This window comes from Xanthomonas dyei (assembly GCF_002939865.1).
GTDB classification, from domain to species: domain Bacteria; phylum Pseudomonadota; class Gammaproteobacteria; order Xanthomonadales; family Xanthomonadaceae; genus Xanthomonas; species Xanthomonas dyei.
Map to the genome: position 1 here is coordinate 156665 of NZ_MDEE01000003.1, position 26920 is coordinate 183584.

Genomic DNA, 26920 nt, shown 5'->3' on the forward strand with positions numbered 1-26920 from the left:
CGGCCGGTTTGGTGTAAACGTACGGGCGTATTCGTCACCTGCAGGCGCAGTGCGCCACAGCCGACGGTCACGACACGGCCGGCATAATGGCGCTTTGCGAGCAGATGGGTGCAATGGCGTACGAGCTACTGATCAGTGACTGCGATGGGGTTCTTGTCGACAGCGAAATACTGGCCGACCGGGTGATGCGCGAGGCGCTGGCGGCGTTTGTGCCGGCCGAACCGTTGGAACATCTACTGGAAACCACCTTTGGGCAGACCACGCGCGAGGTGTTGCGGCGGGTGGAAGAGCACTTTGCGCTGCAGTTGCCCGAGGCCTTGCTGGCGCAGATCCAGGCACGCAGCGAGGCCTTGATCAGCGCCGAGGTGCAGCCGATTCCCGGCGTGCGCGAGGCGCTGGAGCAGATTCCGCTGCCGCTGGCAGTGGCCTCCAACAGCCGCCGCCACAACGTGATCGCATCGGTGGAGCGGGCCGGACTCACGGCGCGTGCGGCAGGGCGAGTCTTCAGTGCCGACATGGTGGAGCGGCCCAAGCCGGCGCCGGATGTGTATTTGCTGGCCGCCCGCACGGCCGGTGTGGCGCCGGAGCGGTGCCTGGTGATCGAAGACAGCCCCACCGGTGCGACCGCTGCGCTGGCGGCAGGCATGCAGGTGCTGGGTTTTACCGGTGCCAGCCATATTCCGCAGGGGCACGGCGACACCTTGCGTCGGATCGGCGTGCGCGAGGTGTTCGACGATATGCGCGATTTGCCCGCGTTGTTCGAGCGGCTCGCGCAAACGCGCGCTGGTTGAGGATGTCGGGTCGCAGCATCGTTTGGCTGCGGTCACATGCTTGGATCGAAAGCCTAGTTGGTCGAGCTTGCGATGCCCTCACCGCTTGCGAGACACGCCGTGAACCCGTCCCTGGGGGCTCGGTGGCGGCATCCATGCCGCCACACGGTCCCGCAATCGGTGAGGACACCGCACCAGAGAGTTGGTCGGTCGCTAGGTGAAAAGCGGGCCATCTGGCTAGTTGCATTGGCTTGCTGCTGCGGGGTCGTAACGACATGAGCGTTAGCGAATTAGAAGTACCGCATGCATTGATTGCATCTTGCACACCGACAATCTCGACCGGTCCTTGCCCGCTCACCGTCGCGGGACCTTACGCGGCATGGATGCCGCGTAAGAGCTTACAAGGACGTACTTGCAGCGTGTCCCGCGATGGTGAGCGGGCAAGGGGCCTTGCAGCCAAGCCGCATATCAGCCGCTTTACCTTGCTGCCTGTCCCGCGACGGTGGGCGGGCAGGGACCCTGCAGCCAAGCCGTAGATGCGCCGATCGAAAACTCAAGCCATCAACGCAACAGGGCGCGATTCGCATCGCGCCCTGTTGCATTTGCATCGGTCGATCCACCGGTCAGCAGCAGCGAAACCCGCTCTTGCCGCCGTAGCGTGCGTCCTGCCGCTCGCGGAAGAACGCGGGGTAATCCATCACCGGTTTGTCGGGGTGTTTTTCCAGCATGTGCCGCACGTAGTTGTCGTAGTCGGGAATGCCGCAGCACAGGCGCGCGGTTTGGATGAGCCGCCGCCAAATGCGGCGATGCACCTGATATTGGCTGGCAAGAACGAGTTGGGTGCCCATTACAGATCCGCCATCTGATGTGGCTGCAAGGACACGTAAGGGGTTTCGCGGTCGCTGCGCTGCGGGTTGCGGCGCGCAATCACGATCGTCTTGACCGCATAGATCAGGACCGAGCCGACCACGAACAGAAACAGCACGGTCAGCCCGGTGTTGACGTAGGCATTGGTGACGATCTGCTGCATCTGCGGCACGGTCTTGGCCGGTGCGGTGATGGTGTTGCTGGCGATGGCGGCCTGGTACTTGTGCGCCTGCGCCAGGAAGCCCTGCGCCGGGTTGCTGTCGAAGATCTTGATCAGCCCGGCGTAGGTCGTGCACAGCAACAGCCACAGCGCCGGCACGATGGTGACCCACGCATAGCGGTCGCGCTTCATCTTGAACAGCACCACGGTGCCGAGCATCAACGCGATACCCGCCAGCATCTGGTTGGAGATTCCGAACAACGGCCACAGCGTCTGGATGCCGCCGAACGGATCGATCACGCCGGTGTAGAGCAGATAGCCCCACAGCGCCACGCAGCCAGCGGTGGCGATGATGTTGGCGGTCCACGATTCGGTTTTCTTCAGCGCCGGGATGAAGTTGCCCAGCAGGTCCTGCAGCATGAAGCGGCCCGCACGCGTGCCGGCATCCACCGCGGTCAGGATGAACAGGGCTTCGAACAGGATGGCGAAGTGGTACCAGAACGCCATGGTGTCCTCGCCCGGCAATAGCTGGTGCAGGATCTGCGCGATGCCCACCGCCAACGTGGGTGCGCCGCCGGCGCGGGCCAGGATGCTGTGCTCGCCGATGTCCCTGGCGGTGGCTTCCAGCACGTCCGGGGTGATCGCAAAGCCCCATTCGGAGACCTTGGCCGCAACCGCAATGGTGTCGGTACCGACCAGCGAAGCGGGGCTGTTCATGGCGAAGTAGATACCGGGCTCGATGATCGAGGCCGCCACCAGCGCCATCACTGCCACGAACGATTCCATCAGCATGCCGCCGTAGCCGATGTAGCGCATGTGGCCTTCGTTGGCGAGCAGCTTGGGCGTGGTGCCGGAGGCGATCAGCGCGTGGAAGCCGGAGACCGCACCGCAGGCGATGGTGATGAACAGGAACGGGAAGATGCCGCCTTTCCATACCGGGCCGTCGCCGGTGGAGGCGAACTGGGTCAGGGCCGGCATCTTGAGATCGGGCATGACCACCAGGATGCCGATGGCCAGCGCCAGAATCGTGCCGATCTTGAGGAAGGTGGACAGGTAATCGCGCGGTGCCAGCAGCAGCCATACCGGCAGCACCGAGGCGACGAAACCGTAGCCGATCAGCATCCAGGTGATCTGCTTGGCGGTAAAGGTGAAGGCCGGCCCCCAGGTCGGGTCGGCGGCGACCTTGCCGCCCAGCCAGATTGCGCCCAGCAACAGGATCAGCCCGACCACCGAAATCTCGCCGATCTTGCCGACGCGGATGTAGCGCATGTACACGCCCATCATGATCGCGATGGGCATGGTGGCGATCACCGTGAACATTCCCCACGGGCTCTCGGCCAACGCCTTGACCACCACCATCGCCAGCACCGCCAGGATGATGATCATGATCAGGAAGGCGCCGAACAGCGCGATGGTGCCGGGCACCTGGCCCATCTCTTCGCGCACCAGATCGCCCAGCGAGCGGCCGTTGCGGCGCGAGGACAGGAACAGCACCACAAAGTCCTGCACCGCGCCGGCAAACACCACGCCGACTACCAGCCACAGCAGGCCGGGCAGGTAGCCCATCTGCGCGGCGAGCACCGGGCCGACCAACGGCCCGGCGCCGGCAATGGCGGCAAAGTGGTGGCCGAACAGCACGTGCTTGTTGGTGGGCACGTAGTCCAGACCGTCGTTGTTGGACACCGCCGGCGTGGCGCGGGTGGGGTCGAGCTGCATCACCTTGTCGGCGATGAACAGGCTGTAGAACCGGTAGGCGATCAGATAGATCGACACCGCCGCCACCACGATCCATAGCGCATTGATGTGCTCGCCACGCCGCAGCGCCACGGTACCCAGACAGAACGCAGCCAGCAGCGCGAGTGCGCCCCAGGCCAGCTTCGAGAACCCTTTCATGCATGCCCCTCAGGAACGATTCGCTCAAGGGTCCCCCCGTGCCCGGCTGCGGTCAATGGCAGCGTTTCGCGGCAGGGTAAAACTTTGGTCGTAGAGTGTTCGGGCAGATGGTGCGCTAGCGCCCGCCGCACGGGGCCGACGTTTGGAACGATCGGTTGCAACGGCCGTGGTTGGGCGCTGCAGCATGCGCACCCATCATTGGCGCACCGACACACTGCACAGGGACAACGCAATGAGCACCACCACCACGACCGCGGCGCATGTGCTGCGCACCATCCGCGGCATGCCGACCTCCGACGGCGCCGGCGTCAAGCTGACCCGCGTCATCGGCACCCAGCAGCTGCCGGATCTGGACCCGTTTCTGATGCTCGACGAGTTCGGCACCGAAAAGGCCGAGGACTACATCGGCGGTTTTCCGAGCCACCCGCATCGCGGCTTCGAGACGGTGACCTACATGCTCGACGGGCGCATGCGCCACAAGGACAACCACGGCAACGAAGGCCTGCTGACACCGGGCAGCGTGCAGTGGATGACCGCCGGCCGCGGCCTGATCCATTCGGAAATGCCGGAGCAGGAATCCGGGCGCATGCGCGGCTTTCAGCTATGGGTGAACCTGCCTGCGCGCGACAAGATGACCGAGCCCAAGTACCAGGAATACGCGCCCGACCATATCCCGGTGGCGCAGCCTGCGCCCGGCGTGACGGTCAAGGTGATTGCCGGCGCCGTGGGCGAGGTGATCGGCCCGATCGTGCAACCTGCGACCAGCCCGGTGTATCTGGATATCGCCCTGGCACCGGATACGGCGTGGGATTACCTGCTGCCCGGCGGACACAACGCGTTTGCGTATGCGTTTGAAGGCGACGTTGCAGTGGGCGAAGGCGATGCTTCGCGCACGCTGCCTGCGCAGGAACTGGCAGTGCTGGGCGGTGGCGAGCGGTTGACGCTGCGCGCTGGTGGGCAGGGCGCGCAGCTGATTCTGGTGGCCGGCCGCCCGCTCAACGAACCGGTGATGCGGCATGGCCCGTTCGTGATGAACACCAAGCAGGAATTGATGCAGGCGTTCGTCGATTTCCAGGAAGGGCGGTTCTAACCGTGTCCACGTCATACAGCGCAGGAGAGTGTCATGAGTGACCGCCCCGTCCATGTCAGTACCGAAGCGGTGCCGTACACCGTCACCATTCACGACGGGCAGCACCGCTGGGTGGGCGATACCCAGCCGGCAAACGGCGGCACCGATGCCGGGCCGGATCCGGAGTCGCAAGTGCTCGGGGCGTTGGGCGCGTGCACCGCCATCACGGTGTCGATGGTGGCGGCACGCAAACAGTGGCCGTTGACGGCGGTGCACGTGCATCTGCATTACACCCAACGTGGTGCAGCAGGCACCGACATCAGCCGTGAGATCGTGCTCGAAGGCGCACTGGATGACGCGCAACGCGCGCGCTTGATGGAAGTGGCCGATAAATGCCCGATCCATCGGCTCTTGACTGGCGAGGTGCGTATTTCCAGTCGCTTGCAGGCGGCGGAAGCTGCCGGCAACCCCGCGGCCTGAGTGTGTCGAGCGTCACCGCATCTCGTCTGGATGCGGTGACTCGCGGCCATTAGTCAGGCCATCAGCACGGCAGGCGCTAAACTGCCGCGCAGCTACTGCGCGATGCACGCGCGGCATCACGCCACGCAGCGACCCGCGTTGCCTCAGCGCTGCAACGCAAGACTGGCCGGCTGCAGGTCCATCGCCTGCACCAGCGATTGCATCGAGGCGAGTTCTTCGCTGCTGGCGCCGTCGATCCACAGTTGTGCGTAGCGCTTCTTGCCCAGCTCCACCACGGTGACGCGGCGCGATTCCATGCCCGGCATCTCACGGCCGCCCAGATCGAGCTTGTACCAGTAGAAGTCTTCCTGCTGGAGCTGGCCTTTTTCGGCACGGCGGTCGCGGGCCAGGGTCATGGCCGGGTCGCGGGTGGTGAGCATCACGCCCACCACCTGGCGGCCGTCGGCGGTGACCGCCTTGCAGACCAGATAGTCGGCACCGGCCAGCTCGTTCCATTGCAGTCCCGATGCGGGCGGCAAGGGCGGGCAGACCGGCGAGGTCTGGGCGTGGGCGGTTGCGGCGGCCAGCAGCAATGACAGGCCGAACAGGCAGGATGCGGACTTCATTCAAGTGTTCCCCGGCGATGGATGACAATGCGGGGCGACGTCGTCTTTCGTGCCGCTGCACCGTCCCAAGCTCCCCGCTCGAGCGTGCCGTCCACGCGACGTGCTCCGACTACGCGGTATCACTACCACAGATGTGTGGGCGTGCTCAAGATGGGTCGCATCGATGCCTGGCATCGCTTGTGTGACGCGGCACTCCCGTTGCGAGACCTGGTGCGGTTGTGTTCGCCATGCCGAATTCGCGCATGGTTTCAGGGGTAATTGACCGGATGGGGTGCCGGCGTTTCCGGCAGCGGGATGAATTCCTTGTCGTCGCCGGGAATGCTGCCGAAGCGCCCGGCCTGCCAGTCTTCCTTGGCCTGTTCGATACGCTCCTTGGAGCTGGACACGAAGTTCCACCACAGATGACGCGGGCCATCCAGCGGCTCGCCGCCGAGCAGCATGGCCTTGAGGGGGGTCTTGGCGCGCAGGCGCCCGCGCGCGCCGGGCGAGGGCACGATCAGGTGGCGCGCCGGCACGTCGGCGCCATCCAGCTGCGCCTCGCCTTCCAGGATGTACAACGCGCGTTCGGCGTGGCCGGTGTCCAGATCGATTTCGGCATCCGGGGCCAGATCCAGCGCCACATTGAGGGTGCCGCTGAACACCTGCACCGGCGATTCTTCGCCATAGGCGCGGCCGGCGATCACCCGCAGCCACACGCCATCGCGGCGCTGCTGCGGCAGGCTGGCGGCGGCATGGTGGTGGAAGGCCGGCGCGGTTTCTTCGGCCGAGCGCGGCAGCGCGATCCAGGTCTGCATGCCATGCAGTGCATGTTCGCGTGCGCGCTCGGGGCCGGGCGTGCGTTCGGAATGGGCAATGCCGCGGCCGGCAGTCATCCAGTTGACGTCGCCGGGGCGGATTACCTGATCGGAGCCGAGCGTGTCGCGGTGGCCGATCTCGCCCGCCCACAGGAAGGTCACGGTGGCCAGGCCGATATGCGGATGCGGGCGCACGTCGATGCCATGGTCCGGCTCCAGCACCGCCGGGCCCATATGATCGACGAACACGAACGGGCCCACGCTGCGCGCCTGCAAGGTGGGCACCGCGCGACGCACTTGCAGCCCGCCGATGTCGTGGACGCGTGGAGCGATCAGAGTGGTCATGGCGGTGGCTCGTGACGAATGGGAGCCAAAGCTTCGCATGCACGCCACGCCGTCGCAGCGCCGTCGATCAAGATGGAATGTTCTGCGTGCGCCGCGGCGATAGTGCGGCGGTGCCGAGGTCGACCGCATGGCGCTGGCGCGCTGGATCGGTGTTACAGCAGGCTCGCCTGTACAGGCAGATCGATCTCGCCACGCCGCGACGCCAGCCGATCGGCCAGACGCGTGGGTTCGGGCAGGCGATAGCCACGCAGCGTGCGCAGGGTCCAGTCGAGCGCGCCTTGCATCGAGACGCGATGCCCGGGCGAGACGATCAGCGGATTGCAGCGCGGCTTGCTGCGCAATGCCCAGCCGATCTGCATGCCGCCTAGCAGGATGCGGCTATGCGCGCCGCGCTCCGGGCCGGGGTCGACAAAGCTGCCGGCCAGCCGTTGCTTGGCCACGCCGATGCTCGGCAAGCCCGTGACCACGCCGAAGTGCGCAGCAATGCCCAACTTGCGCGGATGCGCGATGCCCTGACCATCGACGAACACCAGATCCGGCGTGCGCGACAGCAGTGCCAGCGCCTGCAGTAATGCCGGCAATTCGCGGAAGCTGAGCAGGCCCGGCACATACGGCATCGAGGTGGGCGCGCGCGCCACATGCGTTTCCAACGGAAGCAGGGTCTGCGCATCCAGCAGCACGGCGGCGGCACGCGTGGTCTGCCCGTCGTCTTCGAAGCCGACATCGAAGCCGGCCAGCAACTGCGGCGTTGCGACGACTTCGTCCTGCAACACCACGCGCTGTGCCAGTTGCTGCTGCAACTGTCGCGCCTGTGCGGCGCTGCCGTCCCAATCGGCGAATACGGGAGCGATGTTCGACATGGCCGCAGCATCGCGCGCCGCACGTGGGCGGCTCGTGCACGCCAGCGATGCGCTGGCTGCCGCTACAATCCCAGGCTGATCGGCCCCCAATCGGAGAACCGTAGTGACCCGCAAACTCGTACTGCTGCGCCATGGCCAGAGCCAATGGAACCTGGACAACCGTTTCACCGGCTGGGTGGATGTGGACCTCACCGAGCAGGGCCGCCAGGAAGCTACCGCGGCCGGCAAGCTGATGAAGGACGAAGGGCTGCAGTTCGATGTCGCCCACACCTCGGTGCTCAAGCGCGCCATCCACACGTTGCAGGGCGCGTTGAAGGAGCTCGATCAGGACTGGCTGCCGATGTCCAAGAGTTGGCGCCTCAACGAGCGCCATTATGGCGGCCTGCAGGGGCTGGACAAGGCCGAAACCGCGGCCAAGCACGGCGAAGAGCAGGTCAAGATCTGGCGCCGTTCGTATGACATCCCGCCGCCGGCAATGGACGTCAACGATCCGGGGCACCCGTGCCACGACCGTCGCTACGCCACGCTGGATCGCAATGCATTGCCGGGCACCGAGTCGCTGGCGACCACGCTGGTGCGCGTGTTGCCGTACTGGCACGACGCGATCGCGCCGCAGTTGAAGGCCGGGCAGACCGTACTGGTGACCGCGCACGGCAACTCGCTGCGCGCGCTGTACAAATACCTCAACGCTGTCTCCAACGAGCAGATCCTGGAGCTCAACATCCCCACCGGCATTCCGTTGCTGTTCGAGCTGGACGACGAGCTGCAGGTGCAGAGTTTCCGTTACCTGGGCGACCCTGAAGCGGCCAAGCGCGCTGCCGAAGCAGTGGCCAATCAGGGCAAGGCGAAGTAGGCCTGTTCCTAATGTCGCGCATTCATGCGCGGCGTGGAGTGTCCACAGCGCGGCGAGCGCGCTGCGGCGATTCGACTCGGTACGCCGGGTGCTGCGTGGTTCAGCGCCCGGCGTGCCATGCATGCAGGGACGACAGGATGTCCGCCAGACGACGACACCAAAAAATGAGCTCCACCTACTGCCGCGCCTATCTGGTCACGGTGGGGATAGTGCTGGCAGGCGCCAGCGCTGCATTCGGGACGTTGGCCGCTGGCAGCGTCTCCAGCGAGGCCTTGCTGGTGGCGCTGCTGATCTGTGTGATTGGTGTGGCGGTGCTGGCGTTCGGGTTGTTCGGGCCATCGTCGCAGATGGAGGCATGGGCCAATGCCGCATCCGGGCACGAGGTTGCGCTGGTGCTCATGCTGCTGGCGTATCCGGTGTACCTGTTGATGGCGCCGTTCTACGCGCGGCGTTGACGGCATGCGATGGCGCTCGATGCTTGAAGCAGCGTGTTGCGGCGTTGGTGACGGACGCGCACGCAGTGTGTGGTTGCAATGACTTTCGATCAGGCGCGGCAGCGGACGTTAAGGCGTTGCGGTGCCGCTGCAGTGAGCTGGTGCGGCCGGTTACGGAGTGACTGACGATGATGCGAGCGCCGTTTGATGCGCCGCGCTTCGCCAGCGATTCCTGGCGGGCTGTCGACTTTTTTCGACCGCGCATGCGCGGTCATGCCTTGGAGAATTGAATGAAGTTGAGCAAGTTCGCACCGCTGTCGCTTGCGGTGGCCATTGCGGTCACGCTGTCGGCCTGTGGTGCCTCCGAGGACACCGCCAAGGCAGCGCCGGAGACCAACCGGGCCGCGCCGGCGCGTGTGGATGTCTCCAAACTGGACGCGCCGATCGTGGCGTTCGGCAGCAACGATCTGGATTCGTCCATCAATGCGTGCCAGGACCTCAACGGCTTCGTCAACGCCAAGTGGCTCAAGGCGAACCCGGTGCCGTCCGATCGCAGCAGCTGGGGCAGCTTCGAAGTGCTTGCCGAGCGCTCGTTGACCATCCAGCACGCGCTGGTGGAGCAGTTGGCGCGCGGCAATCTGTCGGCCGGCTCGGTGGATGCCAAGATCGCCGACCTGTGGCGGACCGGATCGGACGAGGCGGCCATCGATAAGGCCGGCATTACGCCGTTGCAGCCGCAATTGAAGGCCATCGATGCGCTGACCGATGCGCCTGCCGTCGCAGCGTGGCTACGCGACAGCTACGCGCAGGGCCAGGGCTTCATGTTCTCGTTCGGTGCCAACGCCGACTACAAGAATTCCGAACAGATGATCGCCTATGCAGGGCAGGGCGGTCTGGGCCTGCCGGAGAAGGGCTATTACACCGATCCGGCGCAGGCCAAGATCCGCGAGCAGTACGTGGCCTACATCGCGCGCGTGCTGGAGCTGTCCGGCATTCCCGCCGCGCAGGCGGCCACGCAGGCCAAGGCGGTGATGGCATTCGAGACCCGGCTGGCTGCCGCCTCGCTGTCGCGTATCGAGTTGCGCGACCCGGCCAAGCGCTACAACCCGGTCGATGTCGCCGGTGCCAACGCAGTGACGCCGCACTTCGACTGGCAGGCGTTCTTCAAAGCGCTCAAGGTGCCGGCCGGCACCTTCTCGCTGAGCCAGCCGGGCTACTTCGCCGAGCTCGATGCGATGCTTGCCGACACGCCGGTGGAGACCTGGAAGGCGTACCTGCGTTTCCACAGCATCGACGAGGCGGCGCCGTATCTGGCCAAGCCGTTCGAGCAGGCCAACTTCGATTTCTATGCGAAGACGCTGCGTGGCCAGCAGGACATGCTGCCGCGCTGGAAGCGCACCTTGAATGCGGTCAACGACGCGATGGGCGAGGCGCTGGGCCAGCTGTATGTGCAGTCCGCATTCCCCGCCGAATCGAAGGAGCAGATGCAGCAGCTGGTGCAGAACCTGTCGGCCGCCTTGAAGGCACGGCTGGAAAAGCTCGACTGGATGAGCGCGGACACCAAACAACGCGCGCTGGAAAAATGGGCCAGCTTTACGCCCAAGATCGGCTATCCGGATCAATGGCGCGACTGGTCGGGCCTGGAGACGCGTGGCGATGGATTCCTGGCAAATATGCAGGCCGCGCAGGCATTCAACTATCGCTACATGCTGGACAAGATCGGCAAGCCGGTCGACAAGCGCGAGTGGCATATGACCCCGCAGACGGTCAACGCGTACTACAACGCCACCCGCAACGAGATCGTGTTCCCCGCAGCGATCCTGCAGCCGCCGTTCTTCGATCCCAAGGCCGACCCGGCGCTCAATTACGGCGGTATCGGCGCGGTGATCGGCCACGAGATGATGCATGGCTACGACGACTCCGGCAGCCAGTTCGATGCCAAGGGCAACTTGGACACATGGTGGACCGACGCGGACCGCAAGCTGTTTACCCAGCGCACCGATCAGTTGGTGGCGCAGTTCGATGGCTATGAAGCGATTCCCGGTGAGCACGTCAAAGGCAAGCTGACGCTTGGCGAAAACATCGGCGACCTGGGCGGCCTGACCGTCGCCTACGATGCCTTGCAGATGGCGCTGAAGGCGCAGCCGGAAGCCAACAAGGACGTCGATGGCCATACCCAGGATCAGCGCTTTTTCATGAACTGGGCAACGGTGTGGCGTCGCAACTTCACCGATGGCGAACTGCGTGTGCGCTTGAACACCGATCCGCATGCGCCGGCGAATTTCCGCGCCAATGGCGCGCCGTCCAACATGCCGGCGTTTGCGCAGGCGTTTCAGTGCAGGCCAGGCGATGCGATGGTGCGCGCGGAGAAGGATCGCGTGGCGATCTGGTAAACGCAGGTGTTTGAACGCTTGCGGCAGTGGTCAAGCGGCCGCTTGTTTGCCGTGCCGACATCAACCGTCAAGGTGGGCGACCGAATACGTCGGCGGAATCGGTGCTTGCTCGTCGGCGCAGAGGTGGCCTGGCAGCAGTCGCAGCGATGGCCGCCAACGCAAAACCGCTTGTTTTGCAGGGTTGTTGAGCTCGCTTGCGTGGCAGCCTCTGCACACGCAGCTCGCTGTGCAGCATCTACACTGCCGCGCTGGCAATTCCGGGCCCGGCAGTGACCAAGCGTAACGTCTTTAAATGGACCGGCATCGGCATGCTGGTGTTTGTGCTGGGCAGCGCGCTGTCGTTGTATGGCTACGGCCGTTTTGCCGATCGCCAACGCGGCCCGGTGAGTCACGCGTTACCGGCGACTGCCGTGGCGACACCGATCGACCGGGTGGTTGCGCCATTGCAGCACGCGCATGCCGACCAGACGGGCATGGTGATCCTGTCCGACAATATCGATGCCTTTGCGGTGCGTGCGCTCACCGCGCGTGCGGCCGGTCGCAGCCTGGACCTGCAGTACTACATCTGGCATGCCGATTTCACCGGCAACCTGTTGCACAACGAGCTGCTGCGCGCGGCCGACCGCGGTGTGCGGGTGCGGTTGCTGCTGGACGACATGAATATCCACGGCAGCGATTCGGTATTGGCGGCGCTCGACAGCCACCCGATGATCGAGATCCGACTGTTCAATCCCACCCGCGCGCGCGAAGGCACGCTGATGCGCGGCGTAGAGATGGTGCTGCGTATGTTCAGCATCAACCGGCGCATGCACAACAAGGCCTGGATTGCCGATGGACGCATTGCGGTGGTGGGTGGGCGCAATGTGGGCGACGAATATTTCGATGCCGCGCGCGATACCAATTTCATGGACATGGACGCGGCCGTGATGGGGCCGACGGTGCAGCAGGCCGAACGCAACTTCGATGCGTACTGGAATAGCCCGAATGCCTTGCCGCTGGCCGCGCTGGTGGCCGCAACGCCTCAGGCGCTGGAAGCGCTGCGCGGCAGCCTGGATGCCGGCATGGCCTCGGCACGCGCGCATCCGTATGTGGAGCGCTTGCGCCGTTCGCCCAGCGTACAAGCCTTGATGCAGGGCGACCGCCCGGTGCATTGGCTCGCCCATGCGCGCATCGTGTCCGACCCGCCGCAAAAGGCCGACGGCGCCGAGCCGCAAGCGGACTGGATGACGCCGGTGTTGATCGGCGAGATGGCGCATGCGCAGCGCGAGTTGAAGGTGATCTCGCCGTACTTCGTGCCGGGCGATGAGGGCATGCGCTGGATCGGCGATCTGCGTGGGCACAAGGTGCGCGTGAACATCCTGACCAATTCGCTGGCGGCCAACGATGTGGTGGCCGTGCACAGCGGCTATGCCGATTACCGCGTACCGCTGCTGCAGCAGGGCGTGCGCCTGCATGAGCTCAAGCCGATGGGCAAGCCGGGCGGGAGTCTGTTCGGGTCCAGCGGTGCCAGCCTGCACACCAAGGCGTTTGTGGTGGACGACACGCGCGGTTTCATCGGCTCGTTCAATCTCGACCCGCGCTCGATGAATCTCAATACCGAGATGGGCTTGCTGTTCGAAGACCGCACCGTCACCGCCGAGTTCGAGCGCTTGTACAACCACAAGGTCAGTGCGCCGGTGAGTTACCGGGTCACCCTGGAACAGGGCGCGTTGCGCTGGCACGACGATGCCGCGCAGCCGCCGCGGATCTGGACGCACGAGCCGGAAGCCAGTGTCTGGCGCCGGAGTGCGGCGAAGGTGCTTGGGTGGCTGCCGTTGGATTCGCAGCTGTAAGACTTGCCGGCGCATGCGCAAGTAGCGCATGTCGAACGCTTACGGTGACGTGTTGCGGCTGACAACAACGACGGCGCTCACCGCCAGGCAGGCGCGTCCGCTGCTCGCTGCGGCATGTACCACGCGTACATGCCGGTTGTGAGCGCACGTTGCAAACCCGGCTGACGATGGCTTGCTACGTGGTGTTTCCGCTCTTAGTGCAGGCGGTAATAGAGAGCGTTGTATTCCACGCTCGTCTGCGCATTGCTTGCAGCGCGGTGAGGAACCGATGGCGCGAGCAAGGCTGCACGCGCCTGTGCCCAGTCGGGGCGAAGCTCTGCTTGTGGGCACTGCATGGCAGGCAGCTGTTGCAGCTGTGACCGGTCGCAGTGTGCGTCCTCGATGCCATCGGCAGCGGGTGCTACCAATCCAGCACAGCGGATATTGGCGCCTGCCTCGATCACGGGGTCGACAATGACCGAGTCCACACTGACCGGATCGATAAACAGACCGTCGTTGAGATCGCGCGTCGTCATGGTGCACCTCCGGTCCCGGGACGGCGATACCGCCGCCTCGGGTGACCCGCGCAATGCTGGGTCTTCAATCAAGTTAGCGGCAGCGACGGCGAATCTTTAGGTTGCCCTGCACGCCAATACAGCGGCGGTGTGGCCTGTGGTTGGAAGACATGGCCTGCGTGGCGGACACCGGGATACCGCGTTTGCCGCAGTCTCCGTGCGCTATGAGGTGGTGCCTGCGCACGTTCGTCTGCCACATCGATGGCGGTGCCGGTGCGCTTGCGGGGCGGCGCCTACTGCAGCTGCGTCACGATCTCCCGCGCCATTGCGCCCAGCGGCAGGATACGATCCGCACCGCCGCGCTTGATGGCTTCCTTGGGCATGCCGAACACGATGCTGGTGTGTTCGTCCTGCGCCACCGTGCGCGCGCCGGCCTGGCGCATTTCCAGCAGGCCGGCGGCGCCGTCGTCGCCCATGCCGGTCATGATGATGCCGAGCGCATTGCTGCCGGCCGCACGCGCGGCAGAGCGGAACAGCACATCCACCGACGGGCGGTGCCGGTTGACCGGCGGGCCTTCCACCACCTCGACGAAATATTGCGCGCCACTGCGGCGCAGCAGCAGGTGTTTGCCGCCCGGTGCGATCAACGCGCGCCCCGGCATCACGCGGTCGTTGTTGGCGGCCTCTTTCACTGCGATCTGGCACAGACTGTTGAGGCGTGCGGCGAAGGCGGCGGTGAATTTCTCCGGCATGTGCTGCACGATCACGATGCCCGGGCACACGCGCGGCAGGGCGGTGAGCACTTCTTCCAGCGCCTGGGTGCCGCCGGTGGAGGTGCCGATGGCGACGATGCGCTCGGTGGTCTGCGCCAACGCACGCCCGGTCTGCGCCGGCAGGATGACGTCGGCGGTGTGTTTGACCTCCGCTTCCAGCGGCACGGCAGTGACGCGTGCGGCCAGCCGCTTGACGTTGGCGCGTGCGGCGCTGCGTACGGTGGCGACCAGCTCGTCGGCCGAATCGGTGAGGAACTGCTTCAAGCCCAGGTGCGGTTTTGTCACCACTGCCACCGCGCCGGCGGCCAGCGCATCCATGGTCACGCGCGCGCCTTTTTCGGTGAGCGTGGAGCAGATCACCACCGGGGTGGGGCGCTCGCTCATGATCTTGCGCAGGAAGGTGATGCCGTCCATGCGTGGCATTTCCACGTCCAGCACGATGACATCCGGCCACTGCTGGCGCATCTTTTCGATGGCCAGCAACGGATCTGCGGCAGTGGCGATCACCTCGATGCCGGGCGCCTCGTTGAGCACCCCCACCAGGACCTGGCGTACCACCGCCGAATCGTCGACCACCATGGCCTTGATGGTGTTGGGGTTGGTGACGGGGCGATTGAACGCTGTGGACACAGGAGATCCCTGACTCAGGCTTTGCGGAAGATCGACGGTGCCACCTGGGTGAGATCGATATCGAGCTCGCTCAAGCTTTCCGAATGGCCGATGCAGAAGTGTCCGCCCGGTTTTAGGTTGGCCAGCACCCGCAAGATCACTTCGCGCTTGGTCTGGCCATTGAAATAGATCATCACGTTGCGCAGGAAGATCACATCGAAGCTGCCCAGCATCGGGAGGGCAGCGTTGAGATTGGCATGCACGAACTTGACCCGCTCGCGCAGGCGGCGCTCCACCAGCAGGGTGCCGGCGTATTCACCCTGGCCGCGCAGGCAGTAACGCTTGAGATAGGCCTGCGGAATGCCGTCGATGCGCTGCAGGGCGTAATGCCCGCTGCGGGCCTTGGCTACCACACGGCTGCTGATGTCGGTGCCGACCACCTCGAATGCACGGCCTTGCAGGGTGTCGTCCAGCACCATCGCCATGCTGTAAGCCTCTTCGCCGCTGGAACTGGCCGCGCTCCAGCAACGGAACGGCAAGCCGCCGCGGTGCTCGCCGGCCAGTTTGCGTAGCAGGTCGAAGTGCTTGGGCTCGCGAAAGAAATAGGTTTCGTTGGTGGTGAGCAGATCGATCGCGGTCTGGATCTCCTCGCGGTCCTGGCGGCTTTCCAGCAACTGCAGATACTGCGTGTAGCTACTGAACTGATGTTCGCGCAGACGCTTGCCCAGGCGGCCGCACAACATGGCTTTTTTGCCCGACGAAATGCTGATGCCGGCAGCTTCGAAGATGAAACGCTGGAAGCGCCCGAACTCCTGTTCGGTGATGGCGGTAGCGGTATCCATCGGCTCAGGCCACATCCGCATTGCTGGGGAGCATGTTGTCGCTCAATCGGGCGATGCGCACGGCATGTTCGCGCCACCACTCCGACAGCATCGGCCCGGGCATCGGTGATCCCATCAGATAGCCTTGCGCCAGATCGCAGCCCAGCTCACGCAGCAGGCGCCAATCGTCCTGGGTTTCCACGCCTTCGGCCACGGCGGTCAGGTTCAGGCGATGGGCCAGCTCCAGCGTGGATTCGAGCACGGTGCGCTGGCTGCGGCTGCGATGCGCGGCCTGCACGAAGCTGCGGTCCAGCTTGAGTTCGGTGAACGGGATGCTGGCCAGCCGCTGCAACGAGGAAAAGCCGGTGCCGTAATCGTCGATGGACAATCCGAAGCCACGCAGGCGCAGGCGCGCGAGCATGCTCAATGCATTGGCCGGCTCCACGATGGCGCTTTCGGTGAGCTCAAGCACCAGATCGCCCGGCGTTAGTCCGTTGTCGGCCAGCTTGCCGCACAGGTGCTCCAGGAAATCCTCTTCGCCCAGTAGATTGGGCGACAGGTTCAAGGCCAGCGTGAGTTGCAGGCCTTCTGCGCGCCAATCCACCAACTGCGCAACCGCCTTGTCGATCACCTGTTGGGTGAGTGCATGAATCAGACCTTCGCGCTCGGCCAGCGGAATGAAACGGTCCGGTCCGATCATGTCGCCTTGCGGGCGACGCCACCGTGCCAACGCTTCCACGCCGCGCAGGCGGCCATCGCGCAGATCCAGCTTGGGCTGATAAGCCACGCGAATTTCGCCGCGCCGCATCGCACGATCCAGCCGCGAGGCCGCGGCGCTGCCGCTGGACAACAGAGGCGAGGTCGGTACCGCGAGCGTGGCGGGCGTTTCGGTAGGCGATGCCGGGACGCAGTCCAGCGTTGTGGCCAGGTCCTGCAGCCGCAACGGTTTTTCCAGTCCTGCCAACACCCGGACACCGGCGCTGCGGCTGAGCTGCATCACTGCATCGATCAATGCGCCGCCGCGTTGGGAGACCACCACCACCGGGACGCTGTGCTGGCCACGTGCCAGTGCGTCGAGCAGTTGCACGCCGTCCATGCCCGGCATTTCCAGGTCGATCAACAGCAAAGAGGGCGCCGCGGCACGACTCAACCAGGCGAGCGCGGCATGGCCATCGCTGGCGCCTTCCACCAGGCTGGCGCCCAGTTGACGGCAGAGTGCCATCGCGTGTTCGCGCTGGACCATGCTGTCGTCAACCACCAACACCGGACCGGCCAGCGCGCAGTTGCAGGAGAGAAGCGGAGAATGCATGGGAATCCTGGCGTGCACGGGAAAAGTCAGGCCGCCAGGGCGGCGGTGGGTAGCTGCGCCAACGTGTCGTTGGCCAGCACGGCGTCGGCATCCAGCAGGATCACGAAGCGCTCTTCACGCTTGGCCATGCCCTGGATGAAATCGCGATGGATGCCAGCGCCGAAGCTGGGCGGGTCGGCGATATCGGCTGGCGCAATCTCCACCACTTCGCTGACCGCATCCACCAGCAGGCCCAGCACCTGGTGCTCACCGCCACGTGCGATCTCCACGATCACGATGCAGCTGCGTTTGGTGATGGCGCTTGCGCTACGACCGAAGCGCTCCTGCACGTCCATCACCGGCACGACTGCGCCGCGCAGGTTGATCACCCCGCGCAAGGCAGGCGGCATCATCGGTACCTCGGTCGGGATGCGGTATTCGATGATTTCCTTGATGCCCAGGATGCCAAGTCCGAACATGTCCCCGCCTAGCGAAAAGGTGAGGTATTGCTGAGGGACGGACGGTGGTGGCGTCCCATCGGTGTCTGCATTGCGCTGTTGCATCGTCGATTCCTCAAAAGGTGACGAACTGCGACTCATCCACCACATCGGCGGCGACCGCTGCATTGATCGGACGCACGTTGGCGCGACGTAGTTGGAAGCTGGCGGCCGGCGTAACGCGACGCGGGGACTGCTTGGCAACCGCCGCGGTGCCGCGACTGCTGGCTCCCAGCCGGAAGAAGCCCATCAACTGCTGCAGCTGCTCGGCCTGCGCACTCATTTCCTCGGACGTGGCGGCCAGTTCTTCGGCATTGGCCGCGGCCGACTGCGTGGTCTGGTTCAACTGGCCCACCGCGGTGTTGATCTGGCTGACGCCTGCAGTCTGTTCTTCGGAGGCTGCAGCGATTTCCTGCACCAGGTCGGAAGTGCGGCGGATCGAGGGCACCATTTCACCCAAGACGCGGCCGGCGCTTTCCGCCAACTCGACGCTGGACTCGGCCACTTCGCCGATCTCGTGCGCGGCGATCTGGCTACGCTCGGCCAGCTTGCGCACTTCCGCAGCCACTACCGCAAAGCCCTTGCCGTGCTCGCCGGCGCGCGCCGCTTCGATGGCCGCATTGAGCGCGAGCAGATTGGTTTGATAGGCAATGTCGTCGATGATGCTGATCTTCTTGGCGATGTCCTTCATCGCCACCACGGTGGCGCGCACGGTGTCGCCACCGTCGGCCGCTTCGCTGGCGGCCTTGGCGGCCATGCTGTCGGTGACGCGGGCGTTCTCGGTGTTCTGCGCGATGGAAGCGGTCATCTGCTCCAGCGAGGCGCTGGTCTGCTCCACGCCGGCAGCCTGCTCGCTGGCGGCCTGGGCCAGGGCCTGCGCGGTGGCGCTGACTTCTTCCGATGCGCTGGCGAGGTTTTCGGCGTTGCGATTGACCTCGTCGACGATCTCGGTGAGGCGGGTCATGGTGGTGTTGACGTAGCGCTGCATGTCGGCGAATGCGCCGTCGTAACGGCCTTCCACGGTGTGAGTGAGGTCGCCCTCGGCCATCGCGCCCATCACCTGGATCACCTCGGAGATGCTGCGCAGGTTGCCGCGTGCACACTCGATGGTGTCATTGATAAAGGCCTTTTTACCGGGCAGCCGCGCCAGCGGCGCATCGAAGTTGCCGCGGCCGAACTCGGCCACCACCCCCATCGCCAACTTCTTGACCGCGATATGTGCGCCAACCATCTCGTTGATGCCGGTGGCCATGCTGCGGAAGTCGCCATCGAAGCGGGTGGCGTCGATCACCACGTCGATGTCGCCGGCTTCATGCTCGGCGGACATGTGATTGATCTCGGCGATCAGCCCGGTGAGGTTGCCGCGCACCTGATCGATGGTCTCGTTGATGAAGCGCTTCTTGCCCGGCAGCAACGGCAGCTGTGCGGTGAAGTTGCCGCGGCCGAACTCGCCGACGCAGGCGATGGCCTGCTTCTTGACCGCGATATGGCCGGCCACCATCGCATTGATGCCTTCGGCCATGCGACGGAAGTCGCCGGTGAAGCGCTGCGTGTCGATCACCACGTCGATATCGCCTGCATCGTGCTCGGTGGACATGCGGTTGACCTCGGCGACGAGGCCGGTCAGATTGCCGCGGATCTGGTCCACCACCTCGTTGATGAAGGCTTTCTTGCCCGGCAGGCGTTCCAGCTCGGCGACAAAGTTGCCGCGGCCGAACTCGGCCACGCAGGCCATGGCCTGCTTGTTCACCGTCAGGTGGCTGGCAACCATGCGGTTGATGCCATCGCCCATGGTGCGGAAGTCGCCGTCGAAGCGCGCCACATCGATGCGTGCGTCGATTTCGCCGGCATCGTGTTCGCGCGAGACCCGATTGATCTCGTCGTTGACGTGGCGGATGCCGCTTTGCACCTTGCGCAAGCCGCGCAGCACGTCGCCGGCATGCTCGTCGCGTGTCTGCGGCAGGGCGACATCGAAATTGCCGCGCGAAAAAGCGTCCAGCGTGGTGGTGGCCAGGTCCAGCGCGCCGCCGGCAATGCGGATCGCCCACGCCAGCAGGACGCCACTGATGAGGGCTGCAACGATGCTGCCGCCGAGCAGGGCTGCATGCGGCAGCGTCAGCGCAAAGCCGGCGACGATCACGAGGACGGGCAGGGCCACCGCAAGCGCGGCGGTGAACCATAATTGGGTAGTGATCGGAAGGCGGTGTGACATGGCGATGGTTCCTGGGCTCAGGTAACGACGAACGACGCGGGTTGTAGGCTGCGAGACTGCAAATGCTCAGGCCGCCAACGCGTCCTGATTGGGGTGCAACTGTTGAAGCAAGCTGGGCACATCCAGGATCAGCGCGACATCGCCGCTGCCCAGGATGCTGGAACCACTGATGCCTTTGACCTGTGCGAACACCTTGGACAACGGCTTGATCACCGTCTGCCATTCGCCCAGCAACGTGTCCACGACCAGGCCGAAGCGCTGTGCGCCTTGCCGGATCACCACGATGCTTTCGCGTGCTGGCGTCCTGCCGCCGAGGGCGAACAGTTCACGCAGGCGCACATACGGCAGCACGGTGCCGCGCAGGTCGATGTAATCGCTGGCGTAGTCGGGGGTGAACTCCACGCATTCCTCCACCACATCCAGCGGCACCACGAACACGGATTTGCCCACACCCACCTGGAAGCCGTTGATGATGGCCAGCGTCAGCGGCAGGCGCACCGAAATGGTGGTGCCCAGCCCGGCGGCGCTGTCGATCTCGACCGTGCCGCGCAGGGCGGTGATGTTGCGTTTGACCACGTCCATGCCGACGCCGCGGCCGGACAGGTTGGTGACTTTCTCTGCGGTGGAAAAACCCGGCTCGAAGATCATCGCGAACACTTCGCGGTCGCTGAGTTGGCGGCCGGGTTCGATCAAGCCGCGTTCCAGCGCCTTGGCCAGGATGCGGTCGCGGTTCAAGCCACCGCCGTCATCGGTGATCTGGATAACGATGCTGCCGGAGTCGTGATAGGCGTTGAGGCCCACGGTGCCGCGTGCGGGTTTGCCGCGCGCCACGCGCACGTCTGCCGGTTCGATGCCGTGATCCATCGCGTTGCGCACCAGATGGGTCAGCGGGTCGCCGATCTTTTCCACCACCGACTTGTCCAGTTCGGTGTCTTCGCCTGCGACCACGAGCGCGATGTCCTTGCCCAGCTCGCGTGCCACATCGTGCACCACGCGCTGGAAGCGGCTGAAGGTGCCGCCGATCTTGACCATGCGCAGCTGCAGCGCGCTTTCGCGTACGTCTTCCACCAGGCCGGCCAGAATCGAGACCGATTCCAGCAGTTGCGCATCGCCGGTGCGCTGCGCATTGGCATTGGTGCTGCTGACCGCAATGATGAGTTCGCCGACCAGATCGATCATGCGATCGAGCTTGTCGGCATCCACGCGGATCGAGCGCGCATCGCTGTTGCGGCCGCCGGCGTCGGGTGCGTTGCGGGCCGGCGCCGATACGGCGTTTGCGCCATTTGGCACGGCGGCAAGTCCGCTGACCGACGCAGGGGCCACCACCGGCTCGTTGACCAGCAGCATGGCGGTATCGGTGGGTGCCGGGACTGCGGCGATATCCAGATCGCAATCGTCGCGGACGAATTCGAACACTTCTTCGATCGCGGCGCGGTCGGCATCGCTGCGCAGCAGGATCTGGAAACCGAGGTAATTGGCTTCCGGGTCGAGGTCTTCGAACTTTGGCAATTGGCTGTAGTCGGTGCCGATCGATTCCACCGAACCCAGGCTGCGCAGGTTGCGGATCAGCTTGAGCGGCGAGTTGCCGAAGCGCAGCGCGTCGGCGAAAAGTTTGAGCGAGATGCGCCAGTAACCGCTCTGTTTTTCAGGCGTGCTGTACTGGATGGCGGCGGCGGTGACGCCGCAGGCGCTGGTTTGCAGGTAGGTCTGCAATTGCGCCAGCAGCGGCTCGGCTTCGGCCGCCAGCGCAGCTGCATCGGCATGGCTGGGGTCGGCGGCGGTCTCCACCAATGCATGGATATGATCGCAGCACACCAGCAGCAGTCCGATCAGGTCCGAGCTCAACGTCAGCGCTTCTTCGCGCACCAGATCGAGCACGCTTTCCACCACATGGGTGAAGCCGACCAGCTGCGGCAGATCGAATAATCCGCCCGAGCCCTTGATGGTGTGCGCGGCACGGAAGATCGCATTGACCGCATCCGGCGACGACGTGCCACGCTCGGCTTCGAGCAGATGCCGTTCCATGTCTTCGAGCAGATCCCGGCTCTCGGCCAGGAAGGTCTGCATCAGCTGGTTCATGTCCATGCGCGCGTCACCCGTCCGTTAGTGAATGTGTTCGCCGAGGCCGGCAACCGCATGCGGGTACAGCGCTTCGAGCAGGCCGAGCAGTTCGATCACATCGACCACCGCACGGCTGGAATCGGTCAGCGAAAACGGCCGTCCATCGGCCTGGATCGCCTGCTTGGTGGCCAGCAACAATTGCAGGCCGGTGGTGTCGATTTCGCTCACCGCCGCCAGATCCAGATGCACTCCACCCGGATGCGCCAACGCCGGCTGCAACAGCGGCTTGAGTTCTGCGGCGCGACGAATGGTCATCTCGCCCTCAAGGGTAAGCGTCAACGGGGCGGGCAGATCGGGAGATGCAGCGTTCATGGGTGCCTCAAGCGATGGCGCACATTGGGTGCGATGACGCGGGGAGAAGGTCGCGGTGGCATGGATCTGTGTGGCAGTGCGTTGCACACGGAGTCATGCCGGTCTATGCAGGTATCGGCGCCTAGCTGAAATATTTAGGCCAAATTCAGTCGAATGACGTAAATGTGAAATCTTCTAGCAGTTCTGAAATTAACTGCTCAGGTTTGTCGCAAGCAGGCTCATGGGGCGTTTGTCCTGGACAGTCCCGGGACAATGCGCGCGTGTTTCAAACACGGCGCAGCGGTGCGGATCGAGCAAGGGCAAGGGCTGCGAGCCCATTGCGTGTGACGCACATCGGCGCGAGATCGGAGACCTCTCGCGCACGCAGCATGCACGCAGGTGATGCTCACCTGCGTGCATGACGTGTAGTGCTGTCGAGTCTGCTGCGACGCCATCAAACGCGGCGTTGCGCTTCAGCCCGGTGTCAGCGCGGCCAGCAAACCGCGTGCGGCGTTGAAGCGGTCTGCGCCGTCGGGCATCGGCAATTTGATGCGCAGTTTGTCCGGGCCATCCATGGTGTAGATCTTCGGCTGCTTCTGGATCATCTGGATGACGGTCATCGGGTCGATCGACGGCTTGGCTTCGAACACCAAACGCCCGCCGTTTTCGCCCAGATCCAGCTTGCGGATCCCCAACGCGTTGGCCTGCAGCTTGAGCTCGGCAATCGCGAACAGGTGCTTGACCGGATCCGGCAGCAAGCCGAAGCGGTCGATCATCTCCACCTGTAGTTCGCGCAACGCATCGGTGTCGCGTGCACTGGAAATGCGCTTGTACAACGTCAGGCGCGTATGCACATCGGGCAGGTAATCCTCGGGAATCAGCGAGGCCACGTGCAGCTCCACTTCGGCGCCACGCGCTTCTTCGCCGGCATCCAGATCGGGCAGTTTGCCTTGGCGAATACTGCGCACCGCGCGCTCCAGCAGCTCGGTGTACAGGCTGAAACCGACCTCGGCCATCTGGCCGCTCTGGTCTTCGCCGAGCAATTCGCCGGCGCCGCGGATTTCAAGATCGTGCGTGGCCAGGGTAAAGCCTGCGCCCAGCTCGTCCATCGAGGCGATGGCTTCCAGGCGCTTTTCTGCATCGGAGGTCATCGAGCGCCGGTCCGGCACCACCAGATACGCATAGGCGCGGTGATGCGAACGGCCCACGCGGCCGCGCAGCTGATGCAACTGCGCAAGACCGAAGCGATCGGCGCGGTTGATGATGATGGTGTTGGCGTTGGGAATGTCGATGCCCGATTCGATGATCGTGGTCGACAGCAGCACGTTGAAGCGCTGCTTCTGGAAATCCAGCATCACCCGTTCCAGCTCACGCTCGGGCATCTGCCCGTGCGCGATGCCGATACGCGCTTCCGGCACCAGTTCGGACAGGTCGCGTTGCATGCGCACGATGCTTTCCACATCGTTGTGCAGGAAGTACAGCTGGCCGCCACGGCTGAGCTCGCGCTGGAATGCTTCGCGCAGTAGCGTGTTGTCCCAGGCGGTGATGAAGGTCTGCACCGCCAGCCGGTTGGGCGGCGGGGTGGCGATGATGGACAGATCGCGCAAGCCGGCCATGGCCATATTGAGCGTGCGCGGGATCGGCGTGGCGGTCAGCGTGAGCAGATGCACATTGGCGCGCATCGCCTTGAGCGCTTCTTTTTGCCGCACACCGAACCGTTGTTCCTCGTCGACCACGACCAGGCCCAGGTCCTTGAACTTCACATCGGGCTGCAACAAGCGGTGCGTGCCGATGATGACGTCGATATCGCCACTGGCGACCTTCTCCAGCTCGGCCTTGATTTCCTTGGTGCTCTTGAAGCGCGACAGCACTTCCACCTTCATCGGGTAATCGGCAAAGCGGTCGCGGAAATTGCGGTAATGCTGTTCGGCCAACAGGGTGGTCGGCACCAGCACGGCGACCTGCTTGCCGGCGCTGGCCGCAGCAAATGCCGCGCGCACCGCGACCTCGGTCTTGCCGAAACCGACATCGCCGCAGACCACGCGGTCCATCGGCTGGCTGCTGCCCAGATCGCGCAGCGTGGCGTCGATGGCGGCAAGCTGGTCGGTGGTTTCTTCGAACGGGAACCCGGCCGCAAACGGCTCGTACATCGCACGGTCCACCTGCAGCGCCAGGCCGGCGCGCGCGCGGCGCCGGGCCTGGATTTCCAGCAGCTCGGCAGCCACGTCGCGTACCTTCTCGGCGGCTCTGCGCTTGGCCTTGGTCCATTGCTCGCCGCCCAGCGAATGCAGCGGCGCGGTCTCGGCCGATGCACCGGAATAACGGCTGATCAGATGCAACTGCGCCACCGGCACATACAGCCGGTCGCCCTTGGCGTATTCGATTTCCAGAAACTCACCGGGCATGCCGCCGGCATCGAGCACGATCAGCCCGCGGTAGCGGCCCACACCGTGATCCTCGTGCACGATCGGCGCGCCTTCGGACAGCTCGCCCAGGTCGCGAATGATCGCTTCCGGCTCACGCCCGACCCGGCGCGTGCGGCGCGGTTGGTTGGCCCGCTCGGGAAACAGCTGGCGCTCGGTCAGCACCGCAATCTGCGGGTCGTCCAGCGCAAAGCCGTCTTCCAGCGCCGCCACGGTGATGCCGAAGCGCAGCGTGGTCGCCGCCAGGAAGGCCGGCACATCGGCCACGACATCCGGCTTGAGCTGGGCGGCGGCCAGCACTTCCATCAAGGCTTCGCGGCGGCCGGCCGAATCGGCAGCGACCAGCACACGGCCCGGGTAGTGGCTCAGGAACGAGGCCAGTGCCTGGCCGGCCGGCGCGTCTTTTGCGGCAACCGGCAGCGGCGGCAACGGTTGGTCGCCGAGCGCGGCGGCCTCGTCGATGCGCGCATGATCGCTGGCCCACACCTCGATGCGCGCCAGCTTGTTGAGCCGCTCGCGCAGCGCATCCGGCGATTGATACAACTCGTCCGGCGACAACAGCGGGCGTTCCACATCGTGGCGGCGCTGCTCGTAGCGGTTTTGCGCCTGCGCCCAGAACGCATCGGCCGCATTGGAGACACCGGAGGCGATCAAAGGCAGCGCGCGCTTGTCCAGATAATCGAACAGCGTGGCGGTCTTGGCGAAGAACATCGGCAGGTAATACTCGACGCCGGACGGTGCGATGCCGGACTTGAGATCCTGATACAGCGCGCTGCGCCGGGTATCCACGTCGAAGCGTTCGCGCAGGCAGGCCAGCACGCGTTCGACGCTGGCATCGTCCATCGGCACTTCGCGGCCGGGCAACATCTTGACCGCGTCCACCTTGTCCAGCGAACGCTGCGATTCCGGGTCGAACACGCGGATCGAATCGATGTCTTCGTCCAGCAACTCCACGCGCAGCGGCGTGGTTTCGCCCATCGGAAACACATCGAGCAAGCCGCCGCGCACCGCAAAATCGCCTGGGTCCATCACCTGCGGCACATTGCGGTAACCAGCGCTTTCCAGGCGGCGTTTTTCCGCATCCAGATCCAGCCGCTGGCCGACCTTGAGATCGAAACTGCCGCCGACGATGTAGCTCAGCGGTGCCAGCTGCTGCATCAGGGTCTGCACCGGCACGATCACCACGCCCTTGCTCAGGCCGGGCAGGCGATGCAGCGCAGCCAGGCGCTGGCTGATGATTTCCGGGTGCGGGCTGAACTGGTCGTAGGGTAGGGTTTCCCAATCGGGAAACGGCACCACCGGCAGCGTCGCGTGCTCACCGAGCAAGGCGTGCAGATCGGCCTCGATCTGGTGCGCGCTTTGGTTGTCGCGGGCGATCACCAGCAACGGGCCGGCATGCGCTTCGGCAGCGCGGGCAATCGACCAGGCCAGTGCAGTCGGGGAAGACGGAGAGCGCCAGTAGGCGCGGAGCTGGCCAGACTTGGGCAGCGGCGGCGAGGGATAGGTAGGCTGCGGCATCAGCCCGCGATTTTATCAGAGCGCCCGCAGTGCCCGGTCCATCTGGCGTGAAAGCTGGTGTTGGCTTGTGCGCGGAGAGCTTCGCCAAGTTCTGCTGGGCTTGCCGCTGCCGTCCTGGTGACCCGCCTACTTCAGGAGCAATAGCTGAGCGGGTCGAAGGCGCGGTGCCCTCACCGTTTGCGGGACACGCCGTGAACCCGTCCCTGGGGGCTCGGTGGCGGCATCCATGCCGCCACACGGTCCCGCAAGCGGTGAGGACACCGCGCCAGCACGTTGGTCTGTTGTCAGAGGAGGGTCATCAGACCGCAGGCGGTTTCTTGGGCCCTGTATTGGTTCGGTATGCCGTCAATAGGACCGCTCACCGCGCCTGGCTTGAACCATGCACACCGACCTTCTTGACTGGTCCTTGCCCGCCTACCGGCGCGAGACCTTACGCGGCATGGATGCCGCGTAAGAGCCTTATCTGTTCGGAATCTGGCAGTTTAGGTGTCGAGAGCCGGCGTGGGCTGCCGTCAGAG

Annotated in this window: 21 protein-coding genes; 7 read left to right on the plus strand and 14 right to left on the minus strand. The window is 64.9% G+C overall.

The features are described 5' to 3' along the window. Positions 1-86: 86 nt before the first annotated feature. Positions 87-791 (plus strand): HAD family hydrolase, encoded by a 705-nt coding sequence (locus tag XdyCFBP7245_RS04505; RefSeq protein ID WP_170068510.1) that lies wholly within the window; start codon positions 87-89, stop codon positions 789-791. 602 nt (positions 792-1393) lie between these two features. On the opposite strand, the gene XdyCFBP7245_RS04510 is transcribed toward XdyCFBP7245_RS04505, so the two are convergent. Further along, a complete protein-coding gene (locus tag XdyCFBP7245_RS04510; protein WP_005926176.1) occupies positions 1394-1618 on the minus strand; it encodes a YbdD/YjiX family protein in 225 nt (74 codons plus the stop codon). Next, positions 1618-3690 carry a carbon starvation CstA family protein gene (locus XdyCFBP7245_RS04515; protein WP_104614578.1) on the minus strand — a complete coding sequence of 691 codons (2073 nt, stop codon included), beginning with the start codon at positions 3688-3690 and terminating at the stop codon, positions 1618-1620. The genes XdyCFBP7245_RS04510 and XdyCFBP7245_RS04515 overlap by 1 nt, the downstream gene beginning before the upstream one ends. A 232-nt stretch (positions 3691-3922) precedes the next feature. Between XdyCFBP7245_RS04515 and XdyCFBP7245_RS04520 the strand changes: the two genes are divergently transcribed. After that, positions 3923-4780, plus strand: a complete 858-nt coding sequence (locus tag XdyCFBP7245_RS04520; protein WP_055849776.1) for a pirin family protein — start codon at positions 3923-3925, stop codon at positions 4778-4780. 33 nt (positions 4781-4813) lie between these two features. Further along, positions 4814-5239 (plus strand): OsmC family protein, encoded by a 426-nt coding sequence (locus XdyCFBP7245_RS04525; protein ID WP_055849778.1) that lies wholly within the window; start codon positions 4814-4816, stop codon positions 5237-5239. Positions 5240-5382: 143 nt separating this feature from the next. Here the strand turns inward: XdyCFBP7245_RS04525 and XdyCFBP7245_RS04530 are convergent, their stop codons facing one another. From XdyCFBP7245_RS04530 to nfi, 3 genes are all read right to left on the minus strand, one after another. Then, complete coding sequence (locus XdyCFBP7245_RS04530) at positions 5383-5844, minus strand: hypothetical protein (RefSeq protein ID WP_104614579.1); 462 nt, start codon at positions 5842-5844, stop codon at positions 5383-5385. 248 nt (positions 5845-6092) lie between these two features. Next, complete coding sequence (locus tag XdyCFBP7245_RS04535) at positions 6093-6983, minus strand: pirin family protein (protein ID WP_104614580.1); 891 nt, start codon at positions 6981-6983, stop codon at positions 6093-6095. 152 nt (positions 6984-7135) lie between these two features. After that, positions 7136-7843: a deoxyribonuclease V gene (nfi, locus tag XdyCFBP7245_RS04540; RefSeq protein WP_104614605.1), complete on the minus strand. Its 708-nt coding sequence runs from the start codon at positions 7841-7843 to the stop codon at positions 7136-7138. Positions 7844-7946: 103 nt separating this feature from the next. On the opposite strand from nfi, the gene gpmA reads away from it, so the two are divergent. The 4 genes from gpmA (at position 7947) to XdyCFBP7245_RS04560 (ending at position 13355) form a co-directional block, all read left to right on the plus strand. Continuing rightward, a complete protein-coding gene (gene gpmA, locus XdyCFBP7245_RS04545) occupies positions 7947-8696 on the plus strand; it encodes a 2,3-diphosphoglycerate-dependent phosphoglycerate mutase (protein ID WP_104614581.1) in 750 nt (249 codons plus the stop codon). 137 nt (positions 8697-8833) lie between these two features. Beyond that, on the plus strand, positions 8834-9151 hold the full coding sequence (locus tag XdyCFBP7245_RS04550; RefSeq protein ID WP_104614582.1) for a hypothetical protein: 318 nt from the start codon (positions 8834-8836) through the stop codon (positions 9149-9151). Between the two features lie 269 nt (positions 9152-9420). Beyond that, positions 9421-11523, plus strand: a complete 2103-nt coding sequence (locus XdyCFBP7245_RS04555) for a M13 family metallopeptidase (protein ID WP_104614583.1) — start codon at positions 9421-9423, stop codon at positions 11521-11523. Positions 11524-11792: 269 nt separating this feature from the next. Continuing rightward, complete coding sequence (locus XdyCFBP7245_RS04560; RefSeq protein WP_104614606.1) at positions 11793-13355, plus strand: phospholipase D family protein; 1563 nt, start codon at positions 11793-11795, stop codon at positions 13353-13355. A gap of 194 nt (positions 13356-13549) precedes the next feature. On the opposite strand, the gene XdyCFBP7245_RS04565 is transcribed toward XdyCFBP7245_RS04560, so the two are convergent. The 9 genes from XdyCFBP7245_RS04565 to mfd form a co-directional block, all read right to left on the minus strand. Beyond that, positions 13550-13870: a hypothetical protein gene (locus XdyCFBP7245_RS04565; RefSeq protein WP_104614584.1), complete on the minus strand. Its 321-nt coding sequence runs from the start codon at positions 13868-13870 to the stop codon at positions 13550-13552. 272 nt (positions 13871-14142) lie between these two features. After that, a complete protein-coding gene (locus XdyCFBP7245_RS04570) occupies positions 14143-15270 on the minus strand; it encodes a protein-glutamate methylesterase/protein-glutamine glutaminase (protein ID WP_170068514.1) in 1128 nt (375 codons plus the stop codon). Continuing rightward, positions 15267-16073, minus strand: a complete 807-nt coding sequence (locus tag XdyCFBP7245_RS04575; RefSeq protein WP_104614586.1) for a CheR family methyltransferase — start codon at positions 16071-16073, stop codon at positions 15267-15269. Before XdyCFBP7245_RS04575 ends, XdyCFBP7245_RS04570 begins: the two co-directional genes overlap by 4 nt. A gap of 4 nt (positions 16074-16077) precedes the next feature. Next, positions 16078-17361: an EAL domain-containing response regulator gene (locus tag XdyCFBP7245_RS04580; RefSeq protein ID WP_104614587.1), complete on the minus strand. Its 1284-nt coding sequence runs from the start codon at positions 17359-17361 to the stop codon at positions 16078-16080. Positions 17362-17387: 26 nt separating this feature from the next. Continuing rightward, positions 17388-17903 carry a chemotaxis protein CheW gene (locus XdyCFBP7245_RS04585; RefSeq protein ID WP_104614588.1) on the minus strand — a complete coding sequence of 172 codons (516 nt, stop codon included), beginning with the start codon at positions 17901-17903 and terminating at the stop codon, positions 17388-17390. A 10-nt stretch (positions 17904-17913) separates the two neighbouring features. After that, positions 17914-20049: a methyl-accepting chemotaxis protein gene (locus tag XdyCFBP7245_RS04590; RefSeq protein WP_170068511.1), complete on the minus strand. Its 2136-nt coding sequence runs from the start codon at positions 20047-20049 to the stop codon at positions 17914-17916. Between the two features lie 66 nt (positions 20050-20115). Next, positions 20116-22134: a chemotaxis protein CheA gene (locus XdyCFBP7245_RS04600; protein WP_104614589.1), complete on the minus strand. Its 2019-nt coding sequence runs from the start codon at positions 22132-22134 to the stop codon at positions 20116-20118. 18 nt (positions 22135-22152) lie between these two features. Then, positions 22153-22482 carry an STAS domain-containing protein gene (locus XdyCFBP7245_RS04605; RefSeq protein ID WP_104614590.1) on the minus strand — a complete coding sequence of 110 codons (330 nt, stop codon included), beginning with the start codon at positions 22480-22482 and terminating at the stop codon, positions 22153-22155. Between the two features lie 452 nt (positions 22483-22934). Beyond that, a complete protein-coding gene (gene mfd / locus XdyCFBP7245_RS04610) occupies positions 22935-26402 on the minus strand; it encodes a transcription-repair coupling factor (RefSeq protein ID WP_104614591.1) in 3468 nt (1155 codons plus the stop codon). Positions 26403-26920 lie beyond the last annotated feature (518 nt).